Genomic DNA, 25148 nt, shown 5'->3' with positions numbered 1-25148 from the left:
AGGGGGAGGGGCATGGCTTGAACGATCTTGCTGGTCGACGTGAGTCCTTGTGGGTGGGGACTACGGATGGCGGGTCAGATGCTGCTGCGCCGTCACGCAGCCATTGATGTCCACGGCCTTCTGCAGCAGGGTCAGGCGGTGCTGCGGGTCGAGGTCGCCGAGCAGGCGGTACACTTCGGCCTGGTAGTCACGCTGGCGCCCCCACAGCATGTCCAGGCCTTGTGGCCGGCTGCGGTTGCAGATCAGGCGGGTGGCCGGTTGCGGGTAGTAGGGGGCGTACACGGTGGCCATGCTGGGAATGGCTTCCAGCGCTGCGCGATACTCGTTGCTGACGTTATAGGGCCGGCACCAGGTGGCGATGGCCGGCGCGGGTGCGGCGAAACCCTGCTGGAGGCTGGCCACGAGTAACGGGCAGGCAGCATCCGGAATTTGCGCGACGGGCAGATACGTCATGTAGTACAGCGCCAGGCGGTACTGCGCGACCGGGTGGCCCAGCTCGACCGATTTTTTCAGCAGGGCAACCGCTGTCGGCAAGGTATGGGCCAGGGCCTGACCCTGACGGCTGAGCTCGGGGTCGCCGCCAACGGCTGTGCGCAGTGTATTGGCATCGTCGCCCTGGTTGTCGGCCTGCTCCAGCAACGGCAGGGCCTGGCGGTAGAGCAGGTCGGCATGAGGGTCGATGCGCACCTCCAGCGCGTGCGCAGCCAGTGGCATCAGGGCGATCAACAGCGGGGGCAGGCGTCGCATGCGGTTCATAGGCCAGCCCCATGGGCGGCCTGGCAAGGATGGACGGCTTCGATGTTCATGGCGGTCAAGCGTGCGCCTCGGGCAAATCGGAACGACGATGTATTCTAGCCACCCAGGCGAGCGGCCGGAAGACCACCCGGCAACTGTCAGAGGAGCTTGATCGGCGTGACCTTGCGCAGGGCGTGTTTTTCCTGGGCCAGACCGAGTTTGGCGGTGATCACCTTGGCCAGGGCATTGTTGCCCAGATCGTTCAGGTGCAGGCGGTCGATGAACAGGTCGGCACCGAACACAGGTGAGCTGTTGAGCATGCAGTTCATGTCGTAGCAAGGCACAGGGTCGGCCTGGCTCTTGATGCGGCGGAAAAACGCCGAATGCAACTGGCTGTCGAATGCACCCTCCAGCAGCCGGTCGAAGTTCGCCGGTTTTTGCTGCAGGGCGGTCAGCATGGCCTGTTCGCCGGCAGGCAGGGTATCCCGGCACCAGGGCAGCAACGGCTGCAGAATGAAGGTGAGGGTGGCGTGGCTGTCTGCCAGCAGCCGGTCCCACTGGCGCAAGGTACGGCCAATATTATCGGCAGCACGGGCCAGGCGCTTTTCCGGGGGCGACAGCGGCCAGCTGACCGGGGCGGCGACCGCAGGGGTGGCCAACGCCTGGCGGATACGCCGCCACAACGACTGCCGACGGGGTGGTGCGGCGGGCTGCATGCCTTCGCTGAAACTGTTGAGAAAGTCCTGGTAGGCCTTGGCGTGCTGCGGGCCGTTGAGGGTGGCGAGGACTTCACTGAGGGCTTCGTGGGCCAGGCTGTTGAGGCCGCTGAGCACCACCACGTGGCCGAGCTGGCCAAGGCGGTGCTGGTGGGTCAGGAACATCAGCAGCTCCTGGCTGGCGTTGAGGCCGCAGCCGGCCAGGCTCAGCCAGACTTCGCCGGTGAGCATCGACAGGTGTGAGGCCACCGTGTGCTCGTCGGAGCTGGCGCCGATACCCAGGGCGGTGGAGCCGCCGACCAGCAGGTTGATACGCGAAGCACCACCGCGCTCGGCTGCGGAAAAGCGCTTGCCGGCGCAATGGCTGTAGCGCAGGCCGAGCGCATCGGTATTGATGGTGCCAGACCGGTAGCCACTTTCGTGCACATGCACGGTGAGCGGGGCACGCCGGCTGCCCAGCAGCAGAAAGCGTTGGTAGTCCTGCTGCAACGGCGAAGGAGATGCGCGCATGTCAGTCGCGGTCATGGTCGCTCCTTCGGTTGCGCCGAGTGTTGCGCTTCACGTTCAGGCCGCCAGTTCCTTGAGGTTGTACAGCAGGCCACCGGCGGCGATCAGCAGCAGGGCCACCCCGGAAGCCAGGCTTATCATGCGGTTGCTCCGCTGCGAGGCGATCTTGCCGATGGCGAAGATGTACAGGCTGAGCACGGCAAAATCGATGGCCACCCACAGCAGCGACAGGACCACCATGCTTTTGCCGAACGATTCGGTGATCTGGATGAACTGCGGGAAGAAGGCGATGAAGAAAATGATGTCTTTCGGGTTGGAAATACCCACCATGAACCCTTGCAGCAGCCCGCCACGCCCGGCCTTGGGGGCTTCGCTCGCCGTTTCCGGCGCAGGCGCATTCAGGGCTTCCCTCAACGTGCCCACCGCGATGTAGCCGATGAAAAGGCAGCCCAGCAGGCTCATGGTGCTGAGCCAGGCCTTGTCGATGGCGGCGCTGGTGAGAATGATCCAGGCCGCTGCACCGATCAGCACCAGTGACGCCCAGTTGGTGCCGACGGCGGTAAATATGGCCTTGCGCGAACCGGAAGCGGCCGCAGTGTTGACGATCAGTGCCACCACCGGGCCGGGGGTAGCGATCAGCAGCAGGACAGTGAGGGCATAGGTGGCGGTAAGTGCGGTATTCACGGTCAGTTCTCGATCAGTATGTCGGTTGCCGCCGGGTGTGCGGCATGGACGTGGAACGGGCAGCGCGACGGGTTGAGCGACCCCGCCTCCTGAAGTTGGTACTGCTTCCACTCGTAGTTGTCGGCATCGCCGAAGAAGCCGAGGGTGTCAGGTACGACACCGTCGTTGTAGTGGTGCACGCGCTCGCGAATGCGCTCGCGGATTTTCTTGCCGCTCTCGGTATTGGCGTTGGCCACTTCGTCGAAGTTTTCCCGGGGGTTAATGACGAAGGTGATGTGCAGCCCCAGGTTGCGGCTTTTCATTTGCTGGTGGCCGGGGAAATTCATGTTGATGAACAGGGGCATACCGGCATAGCAGAACGACCAGGCGGTGTCGTCGGGGTCGGTGGGAATGCCTTGCGGCCACGGGTGTGGGTCGCGCGCATGTACGCCACGCAACACTTTCCAGGCCAGCGCCTGCTGTTCGGCCAGGGTGCTGCCCGCTGCCGTTTCGAGAAACACCACCAGGGGGCTGCCGATGCGCTGTTTGGGTTTGATCGGTGTGACGGTGCGTACGTAGTCGGCCAGGCCTTGGGCGATGTCATCGGCGAGCTGCTCGGCGCGCGCGAAAAGAATATGGCAGGTTTCGCCGTTGACCGCCTTGCGGCCGAACAGGCAGGGGAAGTTGGGGTTGGCGAGAATACTGCGAAAATGCTCTATGGTCTTGTAAGTCCAGTGCTGCGTGTTCCAGACATGTTCATCGGCTAGCTCTAGCGCATCCAGGCGATAGCAATTTCCATATCCTGTAAACATGATTTCCCCAGGCGTAAATTTAGTGAGCGTTCAAGCCACATGCAGGCAGGATCTTGGTTATGTTTATTATTTACCTGCATTTTCCGAGACGCTCTTGACGTTGTAAAACGCGTGGAACTATGACCTACTATTAGTCTTACTCATGCTCGGGACGTCGCCATGTCGGAACGGATTCAGGCCTTGCACGCCCTGCGTGCCTTCGAGGTGGCCTCTCGCTATGGCTCCTTTACCCGCGCTGCGGAAGAGCTCGCCTTGACCCAAGGCGCGGTCAGCCATCACATCAAGACCCTGGAGGCCATGTTCGGCTGCGACCTGTTCGAACGCCGTGGCCCCAAGCTCAGCCTGACCGAGCACGGTCGCCTGCTGGCGCAAGAGCTGAAAGTGGGCTTCAAGATCATCGAAAATGCCTGCGCATTGCTGCGCCAGGACCGCTATGGCTTGCGCCTGAAGGCCCCGTCCACGCTCACGGTGCGCTGGCTGCTGCGGGCACTGGATGCCTTCAAGAAGCACGAGGACAACTGCAGCGTGCAGTTGTCCAGCGTGTGGATGGACATCGACAGCGTGGACTTCTATTCCGAGCCCTACGACTGTGCCATTCTCCTGGCCAACGGGCGTTTCCCCGCCGATATCGAGAGCTTCAAGCTGTTCGATGAATGGTTGATCCCGGTGTGCCACCCGGATTACATGGCGCAAGCGCAGCCGGCCCTGGCCGACCTGACCCAATGCGAATTCCTGCACCCGTCCCCGGACCGCCGTGACTGGCGGCGCTGGCTGGCGCGCATGGACGCGCTGGATATCAGCATCGATCAGGGGCAAGTGTTCGATACCCTCGACCAGGGCATTTCGGCCGCCCAGCAAGGCCTGGGTATTTCGGTGGTCGACCTGGTGCTGGCCAGCGCCGACCTGGCGGCCGGGCGCCTGGTCACACCGTTCAAGCACGCCGTGGCCACCGGCGACGGCTACTACATGACCTGGCTCAAGGCCAGCCCCAAGGCGCGGCAAATGCACAAGCTGCGTGACTTCCTGCTCGGCCAGGTGCCACCGCTGGCCTACAAGGACATCAACTACCTGTACGGTTGAACACCCGTTCGAGCATGAAGTCGATGAACACCCGCAATTTCGGCGGCATCTGCCGCCCGGACGGCCACAGCAGGTAGAAGCTGCCGCGCCGCTCCATGAAGTCGTCGAGCACGCTCACCAGTGAGCCATTGCCCAGCTCACGGCCCACTGTGAAGTCCGGCAGGCAAGTGATGCCGCGGTGGTTCAAAGCGAAGCAGACGCGTGTCTCGACGTGGTTGCACACCATCGAGATGGGGATGTCATAGGCGTGTTCGGGGTGCTCCTGGCGCAGCGGCCAGGTTTCCAGCTTGCCGTTGCTGGGGAAGCGGTAATGCAGGCAGGTGTGCGCCGCCAGGTCGCGCGGGTGCACGGGCGTGCCGCGTTCGCGCAGGTAGCCGGGCGAAGCCACCAGCCGGTGCTGGAAATACCCCAGGAACTTGGCATTGAGCCGTGAATCCACCGGCTGCCCACCGCGCATCACCACATCGAAACCTTCGCCGATGATATCTACCATGCGGTCGGAAAAGTCCAGGTCCAGCTCCACTTGCGGGTACAGCGCCATGAACTCGGCCAGCGCCGGCATTACCAGCCCGGTGACCTGCGGCATGCTCACCCGCAGGCGCCCGCGTGGGGTTTCGCTGGCTTGCGACAGTTCCTGCTCGGTGGCCTCTATTTCGGCGAGGATGCGCCGGCTACGCTCGAGGAACAGCGTGCCCTCGGCGGTGAGGGTGATGCTGCGGGTGTTGCGGTGGAACAGGCGTACGCCCAGGCGGCTTTCCAGGCGCGCTACGCGCTTGCCCACAGCCGAGGCACTGATCCCCAAAGACTGGCCCGCGGCGACGAAGCTGCGGGTTTCGGCCACCCGATTGAAGACCACGAAACCGCTGAGGCTATCCATGCTGCGTTCCTGATTGCGGACGTGGATGTCCGGGGTGAACGGCATTGTAACCGTCTTTTTCCGTAATGGCCTTGCCTTGCAGACTGTTCGCCTCGTTTCCTACTCAAGGCTTCTGCAATGTCCCAGACATCCTCCGCACCGTTGCTGTCCGCCAGCAGCGAACGCTTGCCGCTCAGCGGGCTGTTGGCGCTGGCCATGACCGGCTTCATCGCCATCCTCAGTGAAACCCTGCCGGCCGGTTTGCTCGACCAGATCGCCGACGGCATGCACATCAGCCAAGCCATGGCCGGGCAATGGGTCACGGCGTATGCCTTGGGCTCATTACTCACCGCCATCCCGCTGGTAACCCTGACTCAGGGCTGGTATCGGCGCCGGGCGCTGTTGCTGGCCATCGTCGGTTTTGTGTTGTTCAACGGGCTGACGGCCCTGTCGGACTCCAACAGCCTGACCCTGGTACTGCGCTTTTTCACCGGCGCGGCCGCCGGCCTGGCCTGGGGGCTGATAGCCGGCCACGCCCGGCGCATGGTGCCGGTGGCGCAGCAGGGGCGGGCCATGGCACTGGCCATGCTCGGCCAGCCGATTGCCCTATCGCTCGGCTTGCCGATCGCGACCTGGCTGGGTGCGGGGTTGGGCTGGCGTGCTACGTTCATGGTGGTCACCCTAGTGGCATTGCTGCTGGTGGTGTGGGTGGTGCGTTCAGTGCCGGACTACCCCGGACAGGCCGCTGGCAAGCGCCCGGCCGCCATGCAGGTGCTGCGCACGCCGGGGGTGTTGCTTGTGCTGCTGGTGATCCTCAGCTGGATCCTTGGCCACAACATTCTCTACACCTATATCGTGCCACTGCTGGCGGCGGCCGGCATGGCAGCGGACATTGGCCCTGTGCTGATGGTGTTCGGCCTGTCGGCCCTGGCCGGGATTGGTTTGGTGGGCCTGCTGGTCGACCGGCATCTGCGCACGCTGGTGCTCTTGAGCCTGGCGGGCTTTGCCCTGGCTACGCTGGCCTTGGGGCAAGCGTCGTCCTGGCTGATGTACCTGAGTATCGCCTTGTGGGGGGTGACCTACGGCGGCGCGCCGACCTTGCTGCAGACGGCCTGTGCAGACGCGGCGGGCGAAGGGGGCGACGTGGCGCAATCGATGCTGGTGACGGTGTGGAACAGCGCCATTGCCCTGGGCGGCATCATTGGCGGGTTGTTACTGGCCGGGGCAGGGGTGGAGGGGTTTGGTGGTGTGGTGCTCGCGCTGATCGCGGTGGCCTGGTTGTTGGCCTGGGCCGCGCGCAGAAGCGGCTTCGTGGCGGGGGCACGCTAGCGTAGAATCATCCTTTTCGGCAGAGGGTGAGGCAGTGGAGTTGCAGCAGGGCTTTGTCCTGACCCGGCATTGGCATGACACGCCAGAAGGCACCTGCGTGGAACTTTGGCTGGCCACCGATCAGGGGCCACGGCTGCTACGTCTGGCACCCCAGGTTTCGGTGGCGTTCATCCCGCAAGCGCAAGCGGCGCACGCGCAGGTGTTGCTGGCGAACGAGCCGGGCGCCGAACTGCGGCCCTTGCAGTTAAAGGATTTCGACCAGCGCCCGGTCATGGGCCTTTATTGCCGGCAGCACCGGCAACTGATGCAGCTGGAGCAACGGCTGCGCACGGCAGGCATCGAGGTGTTCGAAGCGGATATCCGCCCACCCGAACGCTACCTGATGGAGCGCTTCGTCACCGCGCCGGTGCAGTTCACCGGGCAACCCGATGACCAGGGCGTGATTTGCGATGCCCAGCTCAAGCCCCTGCCGGGCTATCGCCCACCGCTGCGCCTGGTGTCGCTGGATATCGAAACCAGTGAACGTGGCGAGCTGTACAGCATTGCCCTGGAAGGCTGCGGCCAGCGTCAGGTCTACATGCTTGGCCCGGCCAACGGCGACCCTGAGGGCCTCGACTTCGACCTGCACTATTGCGATGACCGTGCCGGGTTGCTCGTGTGCCTCAACCAGTGGATGGCGGAGCACGACCCGGATGCAATCATCGGCTGGAACCTGATCCAGTTCGACCTACGCCTTTTGCACGAGCACGCCAAGCTGATGCAGGTGCCGCTGGCCCTGGGCCGCAACGGCGCCCCCATGACCTTGCGCAGCCACGCCAGTGGCGGCCATGTCTTCGCCGACGCGCCGGGGCGGCTGTTGATCGACGGCATCGAGGCGCTGCGCTCGGCAACCTGGAGCTTTACGTCGTTCAGCCTGGAGAATGTCGCGCAGACCTTGCTCGGTGAAGGCAAGGCCATCGACACCCCCTACCAGCGCATGGACGAAATCAACCGCCGTTTCGCCGAAGACAAACCCGCACTGGCACGCTACAACCTCAAGGATTGCGAGCTGGTCACGCGCATCTTCGCCCATACCCGCCTGCTCGAGTTCCTGCTGGAGCGCGCTTCTGTCACTGGGTTGGCGGTAGACCGCAGTGGGGGTTCGGTGGCCGCCTTCTGCCACCTGTATATCCCGCAGATGCACCGCCTGGGCTTCGTCGCCCCCAGCCTGGGAAGCCGCCCTGAGGAAGCCAGCCCCGGCGGTTTCGTGATGGATTCGCGCCCAGGCCTTTACGACTCGGTGCTGGTGCTGGACTACAAGAGCCTCTACCCGTCGATCATCCGGACCTTCCTGATCGACCCGGTAGGGCTGGTCGAGGGCCTGCGCTTGCCCGATGATGAGCACTCGGTAGAAGGCTTCCGGGGTGGGCGTTTCTCGCGCAGCCAGCATTGCTTGCCGGCCATCGTCGAGCGCGTCTGGCAAGGGCGGGAGGCGGCCAAGCGTGAAGGCAACGCACCGCTGTCGCAGGCGCTGAAGATCATCATGAATGCCTTTTACGGCGTGCTGGGCTCTAGCGGTTGCCGTTTCTTCGACCCGCGCCTGGCCTCGTCGATCACCCTGCGCGGTCACCAGATCATGCGCCAGACCCGGGCGTTGATCGAGGCCAAGGGCTATGAGGTCATCTATGGTGATACCGACTCTACCTTCGTCTGGCTCAAGGGTGCCCATGGTGAAGCGGGTGCGGCGCAGATCGGCCGAGAACTGGTCGCCCACGTCAATCAGTGGTGGCGCGAGCACCTGCGCCAGCAGATGAACCTGGAAAGCGCACTGGAATTGCAGTTCGAAGTGCATTACCGGCGTTTTCTGATGCCGACCATCCGTGGGACCGACGAGGGTAGCAAGAAGCGTTATGCCGGGATGGTGCAGCGCGCCGACGGCAGCGAGGATGTGGTTTACAAGGGCCTGGAGTCGGTGCGCACCGACTGGTCACCACTGGCGCAGCAGTTTCAGCAGGAACTGTACGGGCGGATCTTTCGCGGCCAGCCGTATCGCGACTATGTGCGCCACTATGTGCAGCAGACCTTGGCGGGCGAGCTCGACAACCTGCTGGTGTACCGCAAGCGCCTGCGTCGGCCGTTGGCCGATTACCAGCGCAACGTGCCACCCCATGTACGTGCTGCGCGCCAGGCCGATGAATACAACAGCCGGCTCGGTCGCCCTCGCCAGTACCAGCGCGGCGGCTGGATCAGTTACGTCATCACTACCGCCGGTCCCGAGCCGATGGAAAACCTTCAATCGCCGATCGATTACGAGCACTACCTCAGCCGGCAGTTGCAGCCGGTAGCCGATGCCATTTTGCCGTTCGTTGGCGATGATTTCGCCACGCTGACTGGCCGCCAGTTACAGCTGTTCTGAGCGCAGGCGTTAGCTATCTAGTACCCGGTGCCGAGCCTGCTCCCTAGTCTGGCCTCTTTTTATGAAGAGGCCTCGAGCAATGGACACTACTCCGCCATCAAGCGCACAGGCAGCCATCGATGCGTTCCAGGACAGCATCATCAGCAAGCGCCTGCCGCTCTGGTTGCGTCAGATACCCCCAGGGCAACTGCCTGAGGTCCGCAAGGCATTGGCGAACAGCCTTCGCAGCCGTGAGCAAGTCAATGCGCTGCTGCGGGGTATCGAAGGTATCGACAGCTTTGTTGCGACGGGCCTGGACAAGGCCCTTGACGAACGTTACGGGCTTGGCGGCAATGCTCGCTCGTTCAAGTTTCTGGAAGGCCGTCGCGAGCCTGTGATCAACAGCCAGCCGGTAGGCGCGCACCTCACCGAGGTGGTCTATGAAGAAAAGCCGCTGCTTGAGGTGGCACTGCGCAACTTCACTGCCGAGCAGGCCCAGGCCGGTGGCCAGCCGCGCGGTAATCGGCTGCTGGTTCCGCGCCAGGGCAGGCTTGCACCGCCCACGTGCATCGAGCTTGCCGCGCTTTGCCGTGAGCTGGATTTGGGTGAGGGTTATCAACGTCATCTGGATTCCATTCTAAAGCCCGCAGGTGATGCAAGGCGCGTGGAGTCCTGCCTTGTAGATGCCAGCCGCCACGCCATGTTGGTAGACGCCTACAAAGCCAGGCAGGAAGGAACGCTGGATGACAGCGAGCTCAAGTTGGTGGTGGCTATGTGCGAGGATGGCAAGCTGCTGCGCCTGGCGGGTGACCTTGTGGAGGCCAGGCAACTGAAGTTGCTGGGTTGCCGGATTGAGCAGGTGATCGTGCTCGAGGTGATTGACCAGGGTGTCCTTTTCAACACCTCGCGCCGTGTGTTGCTCTACGTGCCAGGTGACCCTGTGTCGCCTTGGCGCGCATTCGAGAGCATCGACAAGCTGAACCGCGAGTTGGGTCGTCGCCTGCGAGACAAAGCCTACCAGCGTTTTTTCAGCCGCTTCGTGCTACGACGTGACAGCCAGGCTTTCTTTGCCCAGGTTTCGGCGCTGTTCGATGACCTGGCGGACTGGGCGTTTCGCGATCTCGAACCGCATTTGCAGGGTTATTCGCAACCGTTGTTCAACGGTCTGGCACAGGCACGTATTCGCCAGATCAAGGAGGATGCGGCGATGATCGCGGTGCCTGTGGCCAGGCTGGACCGTGAGGTGCAGCGCCAGCATGACCAGCGCCTGGCCGCCGAGGGGTGGGCGCTGCTCAATCTGGCCAGTTTCTTTGTGCCGGGCCTTGGCCTGCCGCTTCTTGCTGTGACGGCCTGGGAGCTGTTGGGCGAGGTTTATCATGGTTTTGAAGCCTGGCATGAGGGAGATCGCCGAGAGGCACTCGACCATTTGACCCATGTTGCCACCGACCTTGCCGTGCTTGCGGCCACAGCGGCGGGGGTTGGTGTGGCCCGACGGCTTTGGGCGCGCTCCACGCAGGTCGATGCCATGTTTCCGGCTCGGCTGGAGGATGGCACCGTCAAACTCTGGCAACAAGATCTGACCCCGTTTCAATGCCAGGCCCCCGATGCTGCCGCAAGCCGGGATGCCTTGGGCATCCGGCGTCTGGACGGGCAGGCCTGGATCGAGATGGACGCTCATCATTATCGCGTGACCGAATCGGCTGGCGACGGTCAATGGCAACTGTGCCCCGTTGCCGGCCATGGACCCATGCTGCGTCACAATGGCGCTGGCGCCTGGCGGTTATGGAATGAACAACCGGCCCTGTGGAGGGATAGACATCGCATGTTCCGTCGCCTGGGCGAGCCCTTCAACAGGCTGGGTGACGAAGAGATCGATCAGGTCCTGCTGTTCCATGGGCTCGATGGCGATGACGTGCGAGGCTTGCATGTGCATGCCCAGGCGCCCAGCCCGGGCATGCTCGACAGCGTGCAGCGGGTCAGGCTCGACCAGCGCATTCGCGGCATGATTGGCCGCTTGCGCAGCGGTGAGCCGGTAGAAGATACGACCGTGCTTGATCACGCACGGCGGTTGCCAGGTGCGAATGGCCTGCCGGATCAGGCACTGGCTGAGCTGGCGTGGACGCAACGCCGAACATTGCTGCAGTACCTGTACGATGCGTTGCAACCCACCGACAGCCCCGGGAGCGCAGCGCTGCGCCGGGTCTTCCCCGGGCTGGATGCTCGCACCGCGCAAGCGTTGGTAACGGCCGCCAGCGGCGTTGATCGCAGGCGCTTGTTGACCAGCGGCAGGGTCGCACTCGATCTGGCCGAAGCGGCCAGGGCCAGCCTGTCGGGTATCCGCCAGACGCGGGTTCTGGAAGCCTTGTACCTGGACACGCCGCAGCATGCGGACCTGGCACGGGTGGCCTTGGGCCTGTTGCAGGAGCTGCCTGGGGGCGAACAAGGTGTGCGCTGGCGCTTGTATGAGGGCTATCTGGGCGGGCCGATGCTGGCGCAGTGCGATCAAGGCGGGCAGGCATTTGACCTGGTGCACCTGAACGGCGGGTTCCAGCTGTTTGATGATCAGGGTGGGGCCATCGGTGAGGCAGGCGAGTTGTTCGAAGTCATCGCGCCAGCTTATACCGAGGCGCAGCGTGAAATGATGGGGGGCGGTGATCCGTTCTCGCACAACCTTCGGGTGATGCTTGCGCGCGAGGCGGTGCGACGTCGTGACCAGATCAGTCGTCTGCTAGGCGTGGTACGCCCGCGGGCTGTTCGAGCGCCGATGCGCTTGGCCGACGGGCGTTTGGGTTACCCGCTGGGTGGTGCAGGCGTGAGCGGTTTCGCGTCAAGAGGCAATGCCTTGAGGGCGGAATTGCGAGATATCTTCCCTTGGTTGAGTGACGAGCAGATTGACACCTTGGCCGATGACGTGAGACGTTCAGGGCGTCAGCTCAGAGGGCTACTGAGGGACCTGAGCACTGAGTTCAGGGTGCTTCGCAACACGCTGGATACCTGGGTGGCACAGGAACAGGGCGATGTTCGGGAGGACCGGGACGCCTTGCGCCAGACGCTGTTCAATTGCTGGAGACGGTCGGTAGAGGTCGGCAATCTGCGCATCGACGCACAAGAAAACCTCCATGTCATGTTTTGCAATTTCAGGTCGGGCGGTTTGCCCAGCCTGCCGGCGCAGGTCAGCTTCAGAGGTGTGAGCAGCCTGTCGTTGCTGCACCTTGACCTCGTGGAAGTACCCGACAGTTTCTTGTTGGCCTTCCCTAACCTCAGAACCCTTGACTTGGGTGGCAACCTGCTGACGCGGCTGCCGCAACCGTTGCTGCAGTTCACGCAGCTACGGCACCTGAGCCTTACCAACAACCGCATTGGCCTGAACCTGCAGCAAACCGCCACACTGGCCTGTTGCACTGGCCTGGAATCCCTCGACCTGTCCCACAATCCACTGCGGCGGGGGTTCACGTTGGCCGGTTTGACCGAACTGCGCTGGCTGAGCCTGCGCGACACACAAATTACGCAGCTTCCCCCGGGCATTTTCGACCGCGATCAGTTGGTGGCTGTTGACTTGAGGGAAAACCGGATCCGGCAGGTTCCGGAGCATTACTACCAGTTACCCGTATGGCGCCGGCGAAGGATCCGCCTGAGCGGCAACCCCTTGGGCGAAGCACAGACACAACGTTTGCAGGCTTCGTTGAGGAGCGAGCATCCTGTCGTCGACGAGGAGCAAGCGCTGCTGCGGCTGGAGCACGCGCGGGAAGTATGGGGGGATGCGGTGGCCCCTGAGCATCGTGGCTTGATGCTCGCAGCCTGGGATTCCCTGGATGCAGGGCCGGGCTCCGAGCGGTTTTTCCGCGTTCTCAGGCAACTGTTGCTGTCCGAGGATTTTCGCGTCAATGCGCGGGCGATGGGTAATCGGGTGATGGCGGTGTTGCAAGCGATGGCCATCACGCCGGAATTGCGGGAGAACCTGTTGTCCGTGGCCAATGATGAATGGGGGTGCCAGGATGGTGCAACCTGGTGCTTGAGCAATATAGAACTGAACTTGCTGGTGTGGCAGGTTCAACATGCCGCTCAAGGAAAAGACGAACGCGCTCTGCTTCGCCTGGGAAGACGTTTATGGCGCCAGGATGCGGTCGACAGGTTCGCTACCCGATGGGCACTCGAACATGGCAGGGAGCAAGAGGGAAGTGAAGTCGGGTTGGCCTTCAGGGTCGGGCTGAGGGAGCCGCTCGACTTGCCCCTGCAGGTGGGTGATATGAGCTTCCATGCTATTTCAGGGGTTCTCCAGGCGGACCTGGCGGCGGCGCAAGCGGCAGTGCGAGATGCCGAAACCAGGGATGAGCTCGCCCGCTCGATGGTTGACCGTGAATTTTGGCAGGCGCACCTGGAGCGTACTCATCCTGACCGGTTCGCCGAAGTTGACCGGCCGTTCAGGCGGCAGCTTGAAACGGTCCTTGACGATGAAGCGCTCCCTGAGGGTGAGATGCTCGAGCAGGCAGATGCCATTCGTGACGCCCAACGTGCTGCACGCAGGGGGCTGATGCTGGACTTGACGATTCGTGCCATGGAAGTGGGGCCAGAAGACCCAGGCATTCATGTGCGCTGATGGCGGCTTAATGCAGGGGTTGCCTGCCCCTGTGCGAAGCGGCTTTGGGCTATGCTCAGTCAAGGTGACAGTGGCTTTGCCCGCGCTGTCGCCTTGGCTTCAGAAAGCTTGGAAATCGACAGTTACTTTTCCACGGCCCGTTACTGAGTGAAGTGGTTTAGGCTCCTTGTCGGATTTTTCTCCGTGATCTGTAGTCATTGGTATATCGAGACAATAAGGAGATACGCATGCTCGTCCGGTCACTGACCCTCGCTACCTTGCTAGCTGTTGCCGGCCCCCTGTTTGCCGCAGACAGTGATGCGCCTTTAGCCAAGGAACTGGGCAAGGCCAGGCCATTGGTGGTGATTGCTCCGAGCACTGCCGACCCGACCCTGCGCGGGCTGAACAAGGCCCTGGAAGACCCGGCTACCCAGGCCGCCTTCAAGGAGCGCAACCTGGTGCTTTACAGCGTCGCCAACATGATGGGCAAGCGCGAAGACAAGAACCTCGAACAGCAGACCACCATGGCCCTGATCCGTGAGCTCAAGCTGGGCGCGAGCAAGGGCACCAAGGTGATCCTGGTGGGCAAGGACGGCGAGCGGCACATGCTCAAGGATGACGAAAGCGGTGAACCTATCGACCCGCAGGCGATTTTCAAGGCGGTCGATGAATTGCCCGCCAGCGAAAAGGCGGTGACCGCACCCGAACCGGTGGCCGCAGCGCCGGAGGCCAAGGCCAAGGACAGCAAACCGGCCAAGCCAGCCAAACCGGCGGCCCCGCCCAAGCCGCTGGAAGACTGAACACGCGTCATGGCCCCAAGGTAGCTTGGGGCCCGTTACCGGGTGTTGTGTATCCCACTGTATCTGACCGCGCTGCAGACCCATTCCCATACAAAAGCGCGCCTTGCCCGATACACTCACGACAAACCGCAACGGCCTAATGGCTCCACTTTCCAACCACAGTGGAGCTACATCATGACTCATGCAAAAAACACCCTCGGCCTGCTCGGCGCCGCCCTGATCGGCAGTATGGCATTGACCAGCAGTGCGTTTGCCGTGGAACCGCTGGCACAAGGTTACCAACTGGCTTCGGCCAAGGTGGCCGGCGAGGGCAAATGTGGCGAAGGCAAGTGCGGCGGCAGCGGCAAAGCCACCCAGGGCGAAGGCAAATGCGGTGAGGGCAAGTGTGGTGCCAGCGCCAAGGCCGGGGCCGAAGGCAAATGCGGCGAAGGGAAGTGCGGCGATGCCTCGTTCGCCAAAACCGACAGCAACCACGATGGCAAGGTCTCGCGGGATGAGTTTCTGGCGGTGGCCAAGGACCGTGCCGGCGACTTCGACAAGATCGACACCAACCATGACGGTTTCATCTCCGAGCAAGAAGCGGCGGACCACCTGAAGGCGATCTATCAGGCCAATGGCAAGGCCATGCCCGAGGGGCTGTTCAGCCACCTGGCTGGCAAATCCTGACCCTTACCCTTTGAACTGACGCAACGCCCCTCCTGCTGGTCAGGCGGGGCGTTGTGCCTGTTGGAGACTTTTTTATGCGTGCTGCGACGTTGAATACCGGGCTTGGCTTGCGCCGTGGCCTGCTGCCGGAACTGCTGGCGATGGACGCTGGTGCAGTAGACTTCCTTGAATGCGCGCCGGAAAACTGGATAGCGGTTGGCGGTGCCTACGGCAAGGGCCTGGCCCAGTTGGCCGAGCGTTTTCCCATGACTTGCCACGGGTTGTCGTTGTCGCTGGGCGGCAGTGAGCCACTCGACCTTCATTTTCTCGACCAGACCCGCCATTTTCTCGATCGCCACCAGGTGCGCCTGTACAGTGAGCACTTGAGCTATTGCAGTGACGACGGGCACCTGTACGACCTGATGCCCATACCGTTCACCGACGAAGCCGTGCACCATGTGGCCGCGCGCATTCGCCAGGCGCAGGAGCAATTGGGCCGGCGTATTGCCGTGGAAAACATCAGCTACTACGCCGCGCCTTATCAGGCGATGAGCGAGCTCGATTTTATCCGTGCGGTACTCGATGAAGCCGATTGCGATTTGCTGCTGGACGTCAACAACGTTTTCGTCAATGCCTGCAACCACGGCTACGAAGCCCGGGCCTTTCTTGAAGGCTTGCCCCAGGCCCGGGTGACCGGCATGCACATAGCCGGCCATTACGATGAAGCACCGGACCTCAAGGTCGACACTCATGGGGCGCCGGTGAAGGAAGATGTGTGGGCGCTGTACACCCTCGCTTGTGCGCGCTTTGGCGTGCAGCCGACCGTGCTCGAACGTGATTTCAACTATCCCCCGCTGGCCGAACTGTTGGCCGAGACGGCGCGTATCCGCAGCGTGCAACTGGCTTCGGGAGGGCCGCGTGATGAATGAGACGTTGCGCGAGCAGCAATACACCTTGGCCCGTCACTTGCGTGACCCGCAGCGCAATGCACCGCCACCGGGCATAGAGGGTCGGCGCCTGAAGGTTTACCGCGAGTTGTTCTATGGCGCTATCGAGGGCTTGCTGGCAGGCAGTTTTCCGGTGATGCGTCAGGCCTTGGGCGAACAGCGTTGGCATGCGCGAGTGCGTGACTTCTATGCCAATTACCGTAGTCAGACGCCCTTGTTTACCGAGATTGCCGAAGCGTTTGTCGATTATCTGCAAGGCGTCGAGCTGGATGCGCCCTGGCAGTTGGAACTGGCGCATTATGAGTGGGTCGAGGCGCAGTTGTATTTGAGCGATGCCGAGGACCCGTCCCATGACCCGGCGGGCGATTTGCTGGAGGGGGCGCCGCTGTTGTCCTGCGTGGCGCGGGTGCTGGCTTATGAGTGGCCGGTGGAGCGCATCGGGGTGGATTATCAGCCAACGGTTGCGCCCGAGGCCCCGACGTTGCTGCTGGTGTATCGCGATGCTGCGTTGACGGTGCGCTTTGCGCGCCTGGCGCCGATGGCGTATCAGTTGCTGGCGCTGGAGCAGGGTACCGGGCGGGCACGGATGGAGGTGTTGGGAGGGGATGTGCAGCAGGGGCTGGCATTGTTGGAGGGGTTGCGTGAACAGGGTGTCATTGTTGGTACAGTTTGAGGGCACAAGGCCGCTCCTACAGGGGATTGCATATCCCTGTAGGAGCGGCCTTGTGCCGCGAAGGGCTGCAAAGCAGCCCCATTGGCATTACCTGCTGAACCGCATCCTCAGCCAATGATCAATGCTCAATCGCCCAGCCCCTTTAAGCAGCAGTGGCAACAACGCCACCAGGTAGATCAGCGGCAACTTGAAGTTGCCAAAGCCCTGGTCGGTGATCGCATATCCTTGCCCCAGTTCAGCCAGGCTCGACCAGTGTGCCGGCCAGTGCACCGCGGCTATCGCCACCACGGTCACCACCATCAGGCCCAGTGAGGCCAGCCGGGTTCCCAAACCCAGTATCAGCAGTATCGGCAGCACCAGTTCCGCCCACATCGACAACTGCCAGTTCAGCTCGGCGGGCAGCTGGTTGAAGGGAAACGGAAAGCTGCCTTGCAGGTCGGCGAACCAGTTGCTGCCATTGAACTTCTCAAGGCCGGATTCAAAAAATTCCCAGGCCAGGAACAGCCGCAGCGGCAGGTCGGCGGTCCAGGTGCCGACGCGGTCGAAGGTGGTCAGTGTGCGGATCGAAGTGGTCATGTCAGTGTGTACTCCAAGGCAGGTTTAGTCAGGAAAGGGCGCGGGCGCTGCCGCGCTGTTGGCGCGCCAGCCTGGCGGTGAGCTTGACGGCGATGGCACTGAACATCAGGGCGAACGCCAGCGGGTACCAGCCGCCCATGGGGATGCGTTTGTAGAACGACAGGCAGAACACGGCTGCCAGTACCCACATGCCGGTGCTGTGCAGGGCTTGCCAGGCGCGGCCGCCCAATAGCCGCATGGGGGCCTTGAACGAGGTGGCGGTGAGCAGCAGCAGGAACAGGTACCCGACGCTGCCGGGCAAGCTGGAGGTGAGCGTGCGGCCGGCCCAGAACAGTTCGGGGAATTGTTGGGCGTAGCGGTAAATCAACAGGCCGTGCACGGTGTGGGAGAAAGCGAAGGCCAGTCCCAGGTAGCGCCGTTCCTGCAGCACGCGGCGGCTGACAGCGCCGGGTAGCAAGGTGACGAGTGAGGAAGCCAGGAAGGCCAGCAGAAACAGCGCGAAGGAACTGCGTGCGGTAGCGCGGATGGCGCTGCGCAGGCCATCAGGGTCAGGCTGGCTGGCCAGGACTACGGTGGTCATCGCCAGAGTCAGGCCGGCGAGTGCGGCGAACAGCTTCCAGCCGGAGGGCAGGGTGAGGGCTTTCATCAAGGGGCTCCCGGTGTGTGATTGTGTCACCGGGAGTGTGTGGGGGTAGGGTATCTGCAGTGTGTCGGGGGCGATGGGGTTGTGTATCGGTTTGTATGGATGTATCAGGCTACCCCGCTCTCACGAAGGCCTGTCAGGTCAGTTCTATCTGGGCGCACAGCCCGCCGCTTTCGCGGTTGCTCAAGGTCAACCGGCCCCCCATGGCCTGGATCAACTGGTGGGCAATGGCCAACCCCAGCCCGGTACCACCCGTGCTGCGATTGCGTGAACCCTCTACCCGGTAGAACGGCTTGAGCACTTCGTCCAGTTCGCCGCCGGGAATCCCCGGCCCGTTGTCGAGCACACGGATTACGGTCGTGCCGCCCTCGCGGCACACTTCCAGTTCGGCGGCGCCGGCAAACTTGAGGGCGTTGTCCACCAGGTTCACCAACACCCGGCGCAGTGCATGCGGGCGGGTTTCCAGCAGGCTTCCAGTGCTGCCGTGGCGCTCGACCTGGGCGCCGCTGTCTTGGTAGTCGAACACCAGGCTATCAAGAAAGGCATCGAGGTTGACCCGGCAGGGTGCTTCGGTGCTGGTGTCCATGCTGCGGGCATAGGCCACGCCTTCGCGCACCAGGTGCTCCATTTCACCCAGATCGCTCCACAGCTTGTCTTTCTCGACCCCATCGTCCATCACTTCAACGCGTAGTTTCATACGTGTGATCGGCGTTTGCAGGTCGTGAGAAATGGCTGCCAGCAATTGCATGCGCTCCTTGAGGTGCGCGGCGATGCGTGCCTGCAAGGCGTTGAAGGCCACGGCGGCGTACTTCACCTCGCGCGGGCCGCTTTCATCCAGTTGCACACCAGGCTTGTCCGGGTCGAGGTTGTCCACGGCGTGGGACAGCCGGGTGAGGGGGCCGATGGCCAGGCGCACTGCCAGCCAGGTGCAAAGCAGCAGCACGGCCAGCTGAATCAGCAATACCACCGGCAACCAGCGGGCCACCGGGATCGGCGATGGGGTCACGTCGATGGTCAGGGGCGCACCGTCGGCCAGGCTCAGGTGCGCCTGGAAGTGTGCATTCGGCCCGGGTATTTCCTGGAAGGTCAGGCGGTAGTCGCTGCCAATGGCCTTCACGATCGACTCGGCGGCCATGGGCGGGTCGCTGCTGGGCATCGCCTCGCCTGTCAGGCCGTGGTCCAGGCGGTAGCGGTAGGTACGCCGCTCCAGACGTGGCAGCCAGGCGGCACGTTCGGCTGCGGGCAGGCGGTCGAGGATGGCGACCGACGTCGCCACATCCTGTTCCAGGGTGCTGAGCATCATCGAGCGGCTGCTGATGTAGCGCTCGTAGGCCTGCAAGCCAAACGACAGGCTGTACGCCAGCACCAGGCCGGTGAAGAAGATCAGCGCCAGGCGCGATGCCAGGGTGCGTGGCCACTTCATGACGGCGACTCGAGCAGTTGCACGGGCAACGAGAACACATAGCCCTCGCTGCGCACGGTCTTGATGCAGCTGGGCTCGCGGGCGTCGTCGCCCAGGCGCTGGCGCAGGCGGCTGACCAGCAGGTCGATGGAGCGGTCGAAGATGTCGGCCTCGCGGCCTTGGGTCAGGTTGAGCAGCTGTTCGCGGCTGAGTACCCGCTGTGGGTGGTCGAGAAACACCCGCAGCAGGCGGTACTCGGCGCCGCTAAGGGCCACCAGGGTGCCTTCGCTGTCGAGCAGGTGGCGCGCGGTGGTGTCCAGGCGCCACTGGCCGAAACCCAGCAGGCGGCTGCTTTCGCTGATGGTGAGGTTGGGCGGCAGCATGCGTGTGCGGCGCAGCACGGCGTTGATGCGGGCGAGCAGTTCGCGGGCGGAGAACGGTTTGGTCAGGTAGTCGTCGGCGCCCATTTCCAGGCCGATGATGCGGTCGGTTTCGTCGTTGCGTGCGGTGAGCATCAATACCGGGGTGTTGCGGTGCTTGCCGGCGCGCAACTCGCGGCACAGCAGCAGCCCGTCGTCGCCGGGCATCATGATGTCGAGCACGATCAGGTCGACGCTGTTGGCTTCCAGAAAAGCGCGCATCTGCCGGCCGTCGGCAACGATGCTGGTGCGCAGGCCGTTCTTCTTCAGATAGTTGCCGACCAGTTCGCGGATCTCGCGGTCGTCGTCGACGATCAGGATGTGATCGACGTGTTCCATGCTCAGCGTTCCTGTGTAAAGGGGGATGGGCGCAGTGTACCGAGCGCGTTCGCGCTTGCCTGCCGGGTTTTGTATTGCAGTGTATCTGGCACTGGTAGAGATACAGCAGGAAGCACATCACAGCCTCGGGCGACACATACGGGATACCTGGCAGGCGTGAAATGGCTCTCGACCGGGAAGCACAACTTCCCATACCCAAAGTGTTACTCAGGAGAGATGCCATGAACGTCAAAACCTTCGCCAGCGCCAGCCTGTTCGCCGTGCTCAGCTTCGGCGCTATCGCCGCCCAGGCCGGCACCGCGCCCATGGGCGATGCCGGTGTCATGCAGTACCGCTACGGTGACCACCTGGATGTGAAGAAAGTGCTGTCGGTGCAGGATGACCAGAGCAACGCCTGCGGCCTGGTGAACACCCGCATGGACTACCTCGACTCCCAGGGCCAGCAGCAAAGCGTGCAGTACCGCACCTACGCCACCGGCGGTTGCCATGAGAATTGATCGCCGCCTGATGCTGAAGGTGGGGGGGATTGCCCTGGCACTGACGGGGCTTGGCCTGGCGGGGCACCTGATGGCCCGCGACAGCTACGGCGCGATGCCGTCGCTGGCGGGGGCCAGCCAGTGGATCAACTCGACACCGCTGGATGGCCCGGCGCTCAAGGGCAAGGTGGTGCTGGTGGACTTCTGGACCTGGGACTGCATCAACTGCCAGCGCAGCCTGCCGCATGTGAACGACTGGGCGCGGCGGTATGCCGACCAGGGGCTGGTGGTGGTGGGGGTGCATACGCCGGAGTACGACTACGAGCATGATGTGGGCACCTTGCGGGACAAGGTGGCCGGGCTGGGGATCGGTTACCCGGTGGCGGTGGACAACGATTACAAGGTGTGGAATGCCTGGGGCAACCAGTTCTGGCCGGCGCATTACTTTGTCGACCGCAAGGGGCAGGTGCGGCATGTGCACTTTGGCGAAGGGGATTATGGGGGGCAGGAACAGGTGATACAGGCTTTGCTGGATGAGAAAGGGTGACTGGCCTGTGCCGGCCTCTTCGCGGGCTTGCCCGCGAAGCAGCCAACACCGGTCAGTCAGGAAAAACTGGCAAAGTGCGCCTGCATCCGTGCCGCATCCGCCTGGCGCCCGCTGAACAGCTCGAACGCCTTCACCGCCTGGAACACCGCCATGTTGCTGCCATCCAGCGTGCGGCAACCCAGCGCCCGGGCCGCGCGCAGCAGTTCGGTCTCCAGCGGGAAGTAGATGATCTCCGCCACCCACAAGCGTGCATGCAGCAGCTCGACCGGCAGTGGTGTACCCGGCAGTTTGGCCATGCCCACTGGCGTGGTATTGACCAGTCCGTCTGCCTCGGCCAAAGCCGTGGCCAGGTCGCTGCCAACCACGGCGCGCCCTTCGCCGAAATGGGCATTCAGGTTGTCCACCAATGCCTGCGCACGGGCCGCGTCCACTTCGAACAGCACCAGCCGCTCGACCCCTTCACCCAGCAGGGCATGGGCTACCGCCGAACCGGCGCCGCCGGCACCCATCTGCACCACTTGGCGGCGTGCCACGTCGGGCAGGCCACGGCGCAAACCTTCGGCAAAGCCCAGGCAGTCGGTGTTATGGCCGACCCGTTTGCCGTCCTTGAGCACCACGGTATTCACCGCGCCGATACCACGGGCTTCGTCCGACAGCTCGTCGAGCAGTGGCAGAATCGCCTGTTTGAACGGGTAGGTGATGTTGAGCCCGGTGAAGCCGGTGTGCTGCGCGGCGTCGAGCAGGCCGGGCAGGGCACTGTCGTCCAGCTGCAGCTGGTCGGCGTCGATCAGCCGGTACAAATAGCGTAAAGCCTGGGCATCCCCTTCGTGTTCGTGCAGGGCAGGGGTACGCGACAGCTGGATGCCACGGCCGATCAGGCCGGCGAGGATGGCGTGCTGGCTCATGCCGTGCGCTCCTGGAACAGTTCGGCGAAGTGGCTGAGGGCCATGCGGTAGCCATGGCTGCCCAGGCCGCAGATGACACCGACGGCGATGGACGATACGAACGACAGGTGACGGAACGGCTCGCGCTTGTGCACGTTGGACAAGTGCACTTCGATGACCGGCAGTTCGCTGGCCACCAGGGCGTCGCGGATGGCCACCGAGGTGTGGGTCCAGGCGCCGGGGTTGATCACGATACCGGCGCAGCGGTTGCGGGCGGCGTGAATCCAGTCGATCAGTTCGCCTTCGTGGTTGGTTTGCCGGAATTCGAGTTCCAGGCCGTGGGCATGGGCAGTATCGGCACAGCTTTGCGCCAGGTCCGCAAGGGTTTCGTGGCCATATTGGGCAGGCTCGCGGGTGCCCAGCATGTTCAGGTTAGGGCCGTTGAGCACAAGAATAAGGGGCTTCATGACGGGCATCGCTTTGTTGTTGTTGGATCCGCGTAGTTTTGTACTGACTGGTTAGTTCCGTCAATTGGACGAGGCCGCCGCACCGGGAAAGTGGGCGATTATCGAACGCAGCCAAACCTTACAAAATTGTAATGCTCCCGACACCGCCCCGATAAGCACGGCTTTTTACAGTCCCTCGCCTACACGCGTCGACGAGGACTTGTTCGTGCCCAACCCCCGCAAGATCGCCTTGCTCTGCCTGTTGCTGGCCAGCGCCACCAGCGCCCAGGCCAGCCAGAGCCTGAGCCTGCCCCAGGCGCTTGCCGCCGCCTTTGCCCAGAACCCGGAACTGGCCGCCGCCGGCCGCGAAGTCGGTATTGCCGACGGCGAGCGGCGCCAGGCAGGGTTGATCCCCAACCCTGAGTTGTCCTGGGAGGTCGAGGACACTCGCCGCGACACCAGCACCACCACCGTCACCCTCAGCCAGCCGCTGGAACTGGGCGGCAAACGCGGCGCACGTATCGCAGTGGCCGGTGCCGGCCAGGCCATTGCCCAACTCGACCTGGAGCGCCAGCGCAATGGCCTGCGGGCTGATGTGGTGCAGGCCTTCCATGCAGCCTTGCGGGCGCAGACCGCGCTGGAACTGGCGCAGCAGTCACAGGCATTGACCGAGCGCGGGCTGCGGGTGGTACAGGGGCGGGTCACCGCTGGCCAGTCATCACCCGTAGAGGTCACCCGTGCCCAGGTGCAACTGGCCCAGGCCCAGGCCGAAGTGCGGCGTGCGCAAACCCAGCGCGGCGTGGCCTACCAAGCCTTGGCACGCCTGATCGGCAGCCCGCTGGCAGGTTTCGACCACTTGCAGGCCGCCAACCTTTCACCTGGCGTTGCGCCCAGGGCAGACACCTTGCTCGACCGGGTCGAGCAAACGGTCGAATGGCGCCTGGCCGCCGCCCAGGTCGAGCGTGGTGAAGCCTCCTTGGGATCGGAAAAGGCCCAGCGCATTCCCAACCTCACCGTCAGCCTAGGCAGCCAGTACAGCCGCGAGGACCGCGAACGCGTCAACGTGGTCGGTCTGTCGATGCCCTTGCCATTGTTCGACCGCAACCAGGGCAACGTGATGTCAGCCGCGCGCCGTGCCGACCAGGCGCGTGACATGCGTAACGCCGTGGAGCTGCGCCTGCGCAGTGACACCCGCAGCGCTGTCAGCCAGTGGCACACGGCGATGCAGGAGGTGGACGCCTACGACCGCACCATTCTGCCGGCTGCGCAGCAGGCCGTGGACACCGCCACCCGTGGCTTCGAGATGGGCAAGTTCGCCTTCCTCGATGTGCTTGACGCCCAGCGCACGCTGATCGAGGCACGCGGGCTGTACCTCGAAGCGCTGGCCTCGGCGACCGATGCACGGGCGCAGGTCGAGCGGATCTATGGCGACCTCGATGGCCTTAGCACCCCCTTGAACAGCAGGAGCAACAATGACTAACCCACGCAAGATAGCCCTTCTGGTTGCCGCCATGGCCGCGCTCGGCCTGGGTGGCCTGGCCTGGACCGGCAACCTCGGCCCGGCGTCGAAAACAGAAGCCCGGCACGATGACCACGGCGAAGACGGCCACGGCCATGGCACCGAGAAAGCCGCCGAAGGCCACGAAGAGGAGGGCCACGGCGAAGAAGAGGGCCAGTTGCACCTGTCCATCGCCCAGATCGAGGCCGCCGGTGTGCAGTTGGCTACCGCCGGCCCTCGGGCACTGGGTACCGCTATCGGTTTTCCGGGGGAAATCCGCTTCGACGAAGACCGTACGGCTCACGTGGTGCCGCGTGTACCCGGCGTGGTCGAGGCGGTGCAAGCCGAGCTGGGCCAGGCGGTCAAGCGCGGCCAGGTATTGGCGGTGATTGCCAGCCAGCAGATTTCAGACCTGCGCAGCGAGCAGCAGGCCGCCCAGCGCCGGCTGGAACTGGCGCGCCTGACCTTCCAGCGCGAACAGCAGCTGTGGCAGGAACGTATCAGTGCCGAACAGGATTACCTGCAGGCACGCCAGGCGTTGCAGGAGGCCGAGATCGCCTTGGCCAATGCCCGGCAGAAGGTCGCCGCCGTGGGCCCGGCTGGCGCTGGCAACCGCTATGAGCTGCGCGCCCCGTTCGATGCGGTGGTGGTGGAAAAGCACCTGACCGTGGGCGAAGTGGTCGACGAGACCAGCAATGCGTTCACGTTGTCTGACCTGAGCCGGGTGTGGGCAACCTTCGCCGTGGCCCCGCGTGACCTGGACAAGGTGATGACCGGCCGTGATGTCACGGTCAGCGCACCGGACCTGGGTGCCCAGGTCGAGGGCAAGGTCAACTACGTTGGCAGCCTGCTTGGCGAGCAGAACCGTGCCGCCACCGTGCGTGCCACCCTGGCCAACCCCAACGGCGCCTGGCGCCCCGGGCTGTTCGTCAATGTGGCTGTCAGCGTCGAGCGCTTCAATGCCGCTGTCGCGGTGCCGGAAAACGCCCTGCAAACCTGGGAAGAGCAAACCGTCGTGTTTGCCCGCACTGAAGAAGGTTTCGAGGCTCGCCCGGTGAAAACCGGCCGCCGCGACGCTGGCCAGGTAGAAATCACTGACGGTCTTGCCGCCGGTACCCAGGTGGCCGCCGCCGGCAGCTTTGTCCTCAAGTCGGAACTGGGCAAAGGCTCGGCCGAGCACAGCCACTGATCACGGGGACGCCTGC

General features: G+C 63.6%; 23 protein-coding genes. 12 read left to right on the top strand and 11 right to left on the bottom strand.

All coding sequences use genetic code 11. The features are described 5' to 3' along the window. Positions 1-60: 60 nt before the first annotated feature. The 4 genes from D906_RS22170 to D906_RS22155 form a co-directional block, all read right to left on the bottom strand. The gene (locus D906_RS22170) at positions 61-756 is read right to left on the bottom strand and encodes a sel1 repeat family protein (RefSeq protein WP_019099676.1); all 696 of its coding nucleotides are present in this window, start codon (positions 754-756) and stop codon (positions 61-63) included. 137 nt (positions 757-893) lie between these two features. After that, entirely contained in the window at positions 894-1976 is a 1083-nt protein-coding gene (locus D906_RS22165; protein WP_019099675.1) for a hypothetical protein, read from the bottom strand. A 39-nt stretch (positions 1977-2015) separates the two neighbouring features. Further along, entirely contained in the window at positions 2016-2642 is a 627-nt protein-coding gene (locus tag D906_RS22160; protein ID WP_019099674.1) for a LysE family translocator, read from the bottom strand. Between the two features lie 2 nt (positions 2643-2644). Beyond that, positions 2645-3433, bottom strand: coding sequence for a YqcI/YcgG family protein (locus D906_RS22155; RefSeq protein WP_025754380.1), 789 nt, complete (start codon positions 3431-3433; stop codon positions 2645-2647). 159 nt (positions 3434-3592) lie between these two features. On the opposite strand from D906_RS22155, the gene D906_RS22150 reads away from it, so the two are divergent. Continuing rightward, positions 3593-4513, top strand: a complete 921-nt coding sequence (locus tag D906_RS22150) for a LysR substrate-binding domain-containing protein (protein WP_025754379.1) — start codon at positions 3593-3595, stop codon at positions 4511-4513. On the opposite strand, the gene D906_RS22145 is transcribed toward D906_RS22150, so the two are convergent. Beyond that, positions 4494-5390 (bottom strand): LysR family transcriptional regulator, encoded by an 897-nt coding sequence (locus tag D906_RS22145; RefSeq protein ID WP_027615725.1) that lies wholly within the window; start codon positions 5388-5390, stop codon positions 4494-4496. The two genes, D906_RS22150 and D906_RS22145, sit on opposite strands and share 20 nt — an antisense overlap. Positions 5391-5507: 117 nt before the next feature. Between D906_RS22145 and D906_RS22140 the strand changes: the two genes are divergently transcribed. The 7 genes from D906_RS22140 (at position 5508) to D906_RS22110 (ending at position 16713) form a co-directional block, all read left to right on the top strand. Beyond that, positions 5508-6698, top strand: a complete 1191-nt coding sequence (locus D906_RS22140) for an MFS transporter (protein WP_025754377.1) — start codon at positions 5508-5510, stop codon at positions 6696-6698. A gap of 34 nt (positions 6699-6732) precedes the next feature. Further along, positions 6733-9093 carry a DNA polymerase II gene (locus D906_RS22135; protein WP_027615724.1) on the top strand — a complete coding sequence of 787 codons (2361 nt, stop codon included), beginning with the start codon at positions 6733-6735 and terminating at the stop codon, positions 9091-9093. Between the two features lie 79 nt (positions 9094-9172). Continuing rightward, on the top strand, positions 9173-13669 hold the full coding sequence (locus D906_RS22130) for an NEL-type E3 ubiquitin ligase domain-containing protein (protein ID WP_027615723.1): 4497 nt from the start codon (positions 9173-9175) through the stop codon (positions 13667-13669). 227 nt (positions 13670-13896) lie between these two features. Further along, the gene (locus tag D906_RS22125; protein WP_019098409.1) at positions 13897-14448 is read left to right on the top strand and encodes a DUF4174 domain-containing protein; all 552 of its coding nucleotides are present in this window, start codon (positions 13897-13899) and stop codon (positions 14446-14448) included. 174 nt (positions 14449-14622) lie between these two features. Continuing rightward, positions 14623-15114: a hypothetical protein gene (locus D906_RS22120; RefSeq protein ID WP_019098410.1), complete on the top strand. Its 492-nt coding sequence runs from the start codon at positions 14623-14625 to the stop codon at positions 15112-15114. A gap of 74 nt (positions 15115-15188) precedes the next feature. Then, positions 15189-16022: a DUF692 domain-containing protein gene (locus D906_RS22115; RefSeq protein WP_025754374.1), complete on the top strand. Its 834-nt coding sequence runs from the start codon at positions 15189-15191 to the stop codon at positions 16020-16022. After that, positions 16015-16713: a DUF2063 domain-containing protein gene (locus tag D906_RS22110; RefSeq protein ID WP_019098412.1), complete on the top strand. Its 699-nt coding sequence runs from the start codon at positions 16015-16017 to the stop codon at positions 16711-16713. The genes D906_RS22115 and D906_RS22110 overlap by 8 nt, the downstream gene beginning before the upstream one ends. A gap of 87 nt (positions 16714-16800) precedes the next feature. On the opposite strand, the gene D906_RS22105 is transcribed toward D906_RS22110, so the two are convergent. The 4 genes from D906_RS22105 to D906_RS22090 form a co-directional block, all read right to left on the bottom strand. Further along, entirely contained in the window at positions 16801-17289 is a 489-nt protein-coding gene (locus tag D906_RS22105; protein WP_019098413.1) for a DoxX family protein, read from the bottom strand. Positions 17290-17317: 28 nt separating this feature from the next. After that, positions 17318-17935 (bottom strand): ferric reductase-like transmembrane domain-containing protein, encoded by a 618-nt coding sequence (locus tag D906_RS22100; RefSeq protein ID WP_027615722.1) that lies wholly within the window; start codon positions 17933-17935, stop codon positions 17318-17320. A gap of 133 nt (positions 17936-18068) precedes the next feature. Further along, positions 18069-19355, bottom strand: a complete 1287-nt coding sequence (locus tag D906_RS22095) for a HAMP domain-containing sensor histidine kinase (RefSeq protein ID WP_027615721.1) — start codon at positions 19353-19355, stop codon at positions 18069-18071. Then, a complete protein-coding gene (locus D906_RS22090) occupies positions 19352-20092 on the bottom strand; it encodes a response regulator (protein WP_003250463.1) in 741 nt (246 codons plus the stop codon). Before D906_RS22090 ends, D906_RS22095 begins: the two co-directional genes overlap by 4 nt. A 221-nt stretch (positions 20093-20313) precedes the next feature. Between D906_RS22090 and D906_RS22085 the strand changes: the two genes are divergently transcribed. Both D906_RS22085 and D906_RS22080 read left to right on the top strand, forming a co-directional pair. After that, the gene (locus tag D906_RS22085; protein ID WP_019098416.1) at positions 20314-20589 is read left to right on the top strand and encodes a DUF2790 domain-containing protein; all 276 of its coding nucleotides are present in this window, start codon (positions 20314-20316) and stop codon (positions 20587-20589) included. Positions 20590-20599: 10 nt separating this feature from the next. Further along, positions 20600-21115 carry a thioredoxin family protein gene (locus tag D906_RS22080; RefSeq protein ID WP_025754372.1) on the top strand — a complete coding sequence of 172 codons (516 nt, stop codon included), beginning with the start codon at positions 20600-20602 and terminating at the stop codon, positions 21113-21115. Positions 21116-21171: 56 nt separating this feature from the next. Here the strand turns inward: D906_RS22080 and D906_RS22075 are convergent, their stop codons facing one another. Both D906_RS22075 and aroQ read right to left on the bottom strand, forming a co-directional pair. After that, the gene (locus D906_RS22075; RefSeq protein ID WP_019098418.1) at positions 21172-22020 is read right to left on the bottom strand and encodes a shikimate dehydrogenase; all 849 of its coding nucleotides are present in this window, start codon (positions 22018-22020) and stop codon (positions 21172-21174) included. Continuing rightward, on the bottom strand, positions 22017-22466 hold the full coding sequence (aroQ, locus tag D906_RS22070; RefSeq protein ID WP_016714675.1) for a type II 3-dehydroquinate dehydratase: 450 nt from the start codon (positions 22464-22466) through the stop codon (positions 22017-22019). The genes D906_RS22075 and aroQ overlap by 4 nt, the downstream gene beginning before the upstream one ends. Positions 22467-22671: 205 nt before the next feature. Between aroQ and D906_RS22065 the strand changes: the two genes are divergently transcribed. After that, the gene (locus D906_RS22065) at positions 22672-23925 is read left to right on the top strand and encodes a TolC family protein (RefSeq protein WP_019098419.1); all 1254 of its coding nucleotides are present in this window, start codon (positions 22672-22674) and stop codon (positions 23923-23925) included. Next, the gene (locus D906_RS22060) at positions 23918-25132 is read left to right on the top strand and encodes an efflux RND transporter periplasmic adaptor subunit (RefSeq protein ID WP_016714673.1); all 1215 of its coding nucleotides are present in this window, start codon (positions 23918-23920) and stop codon (positions 25130-25132) included. The genes D906_RS22065 and D906_RS22060 overlap by 8 nt, the downstream gene beginning before the upstream one ends. Positions 25133-25148 lie beyond the last annotated feature (16 nt).

The sequence above is a fragment of the Pseudomonas sp. LAIL14HWK12:I1 genome (assembly GCF_003202095.1).
Classification (GTDB): domain Bacteria; phylum Pseudomonadota; class Gammaproteobacteria; order Pseudomonadales; family Pseudomonadaceae; genus Aquipseudomonas; species Aquipseudomonas monteilii.
This window is presented reverse-complemented; position numbering and strand designations above follow the sequence as displayed.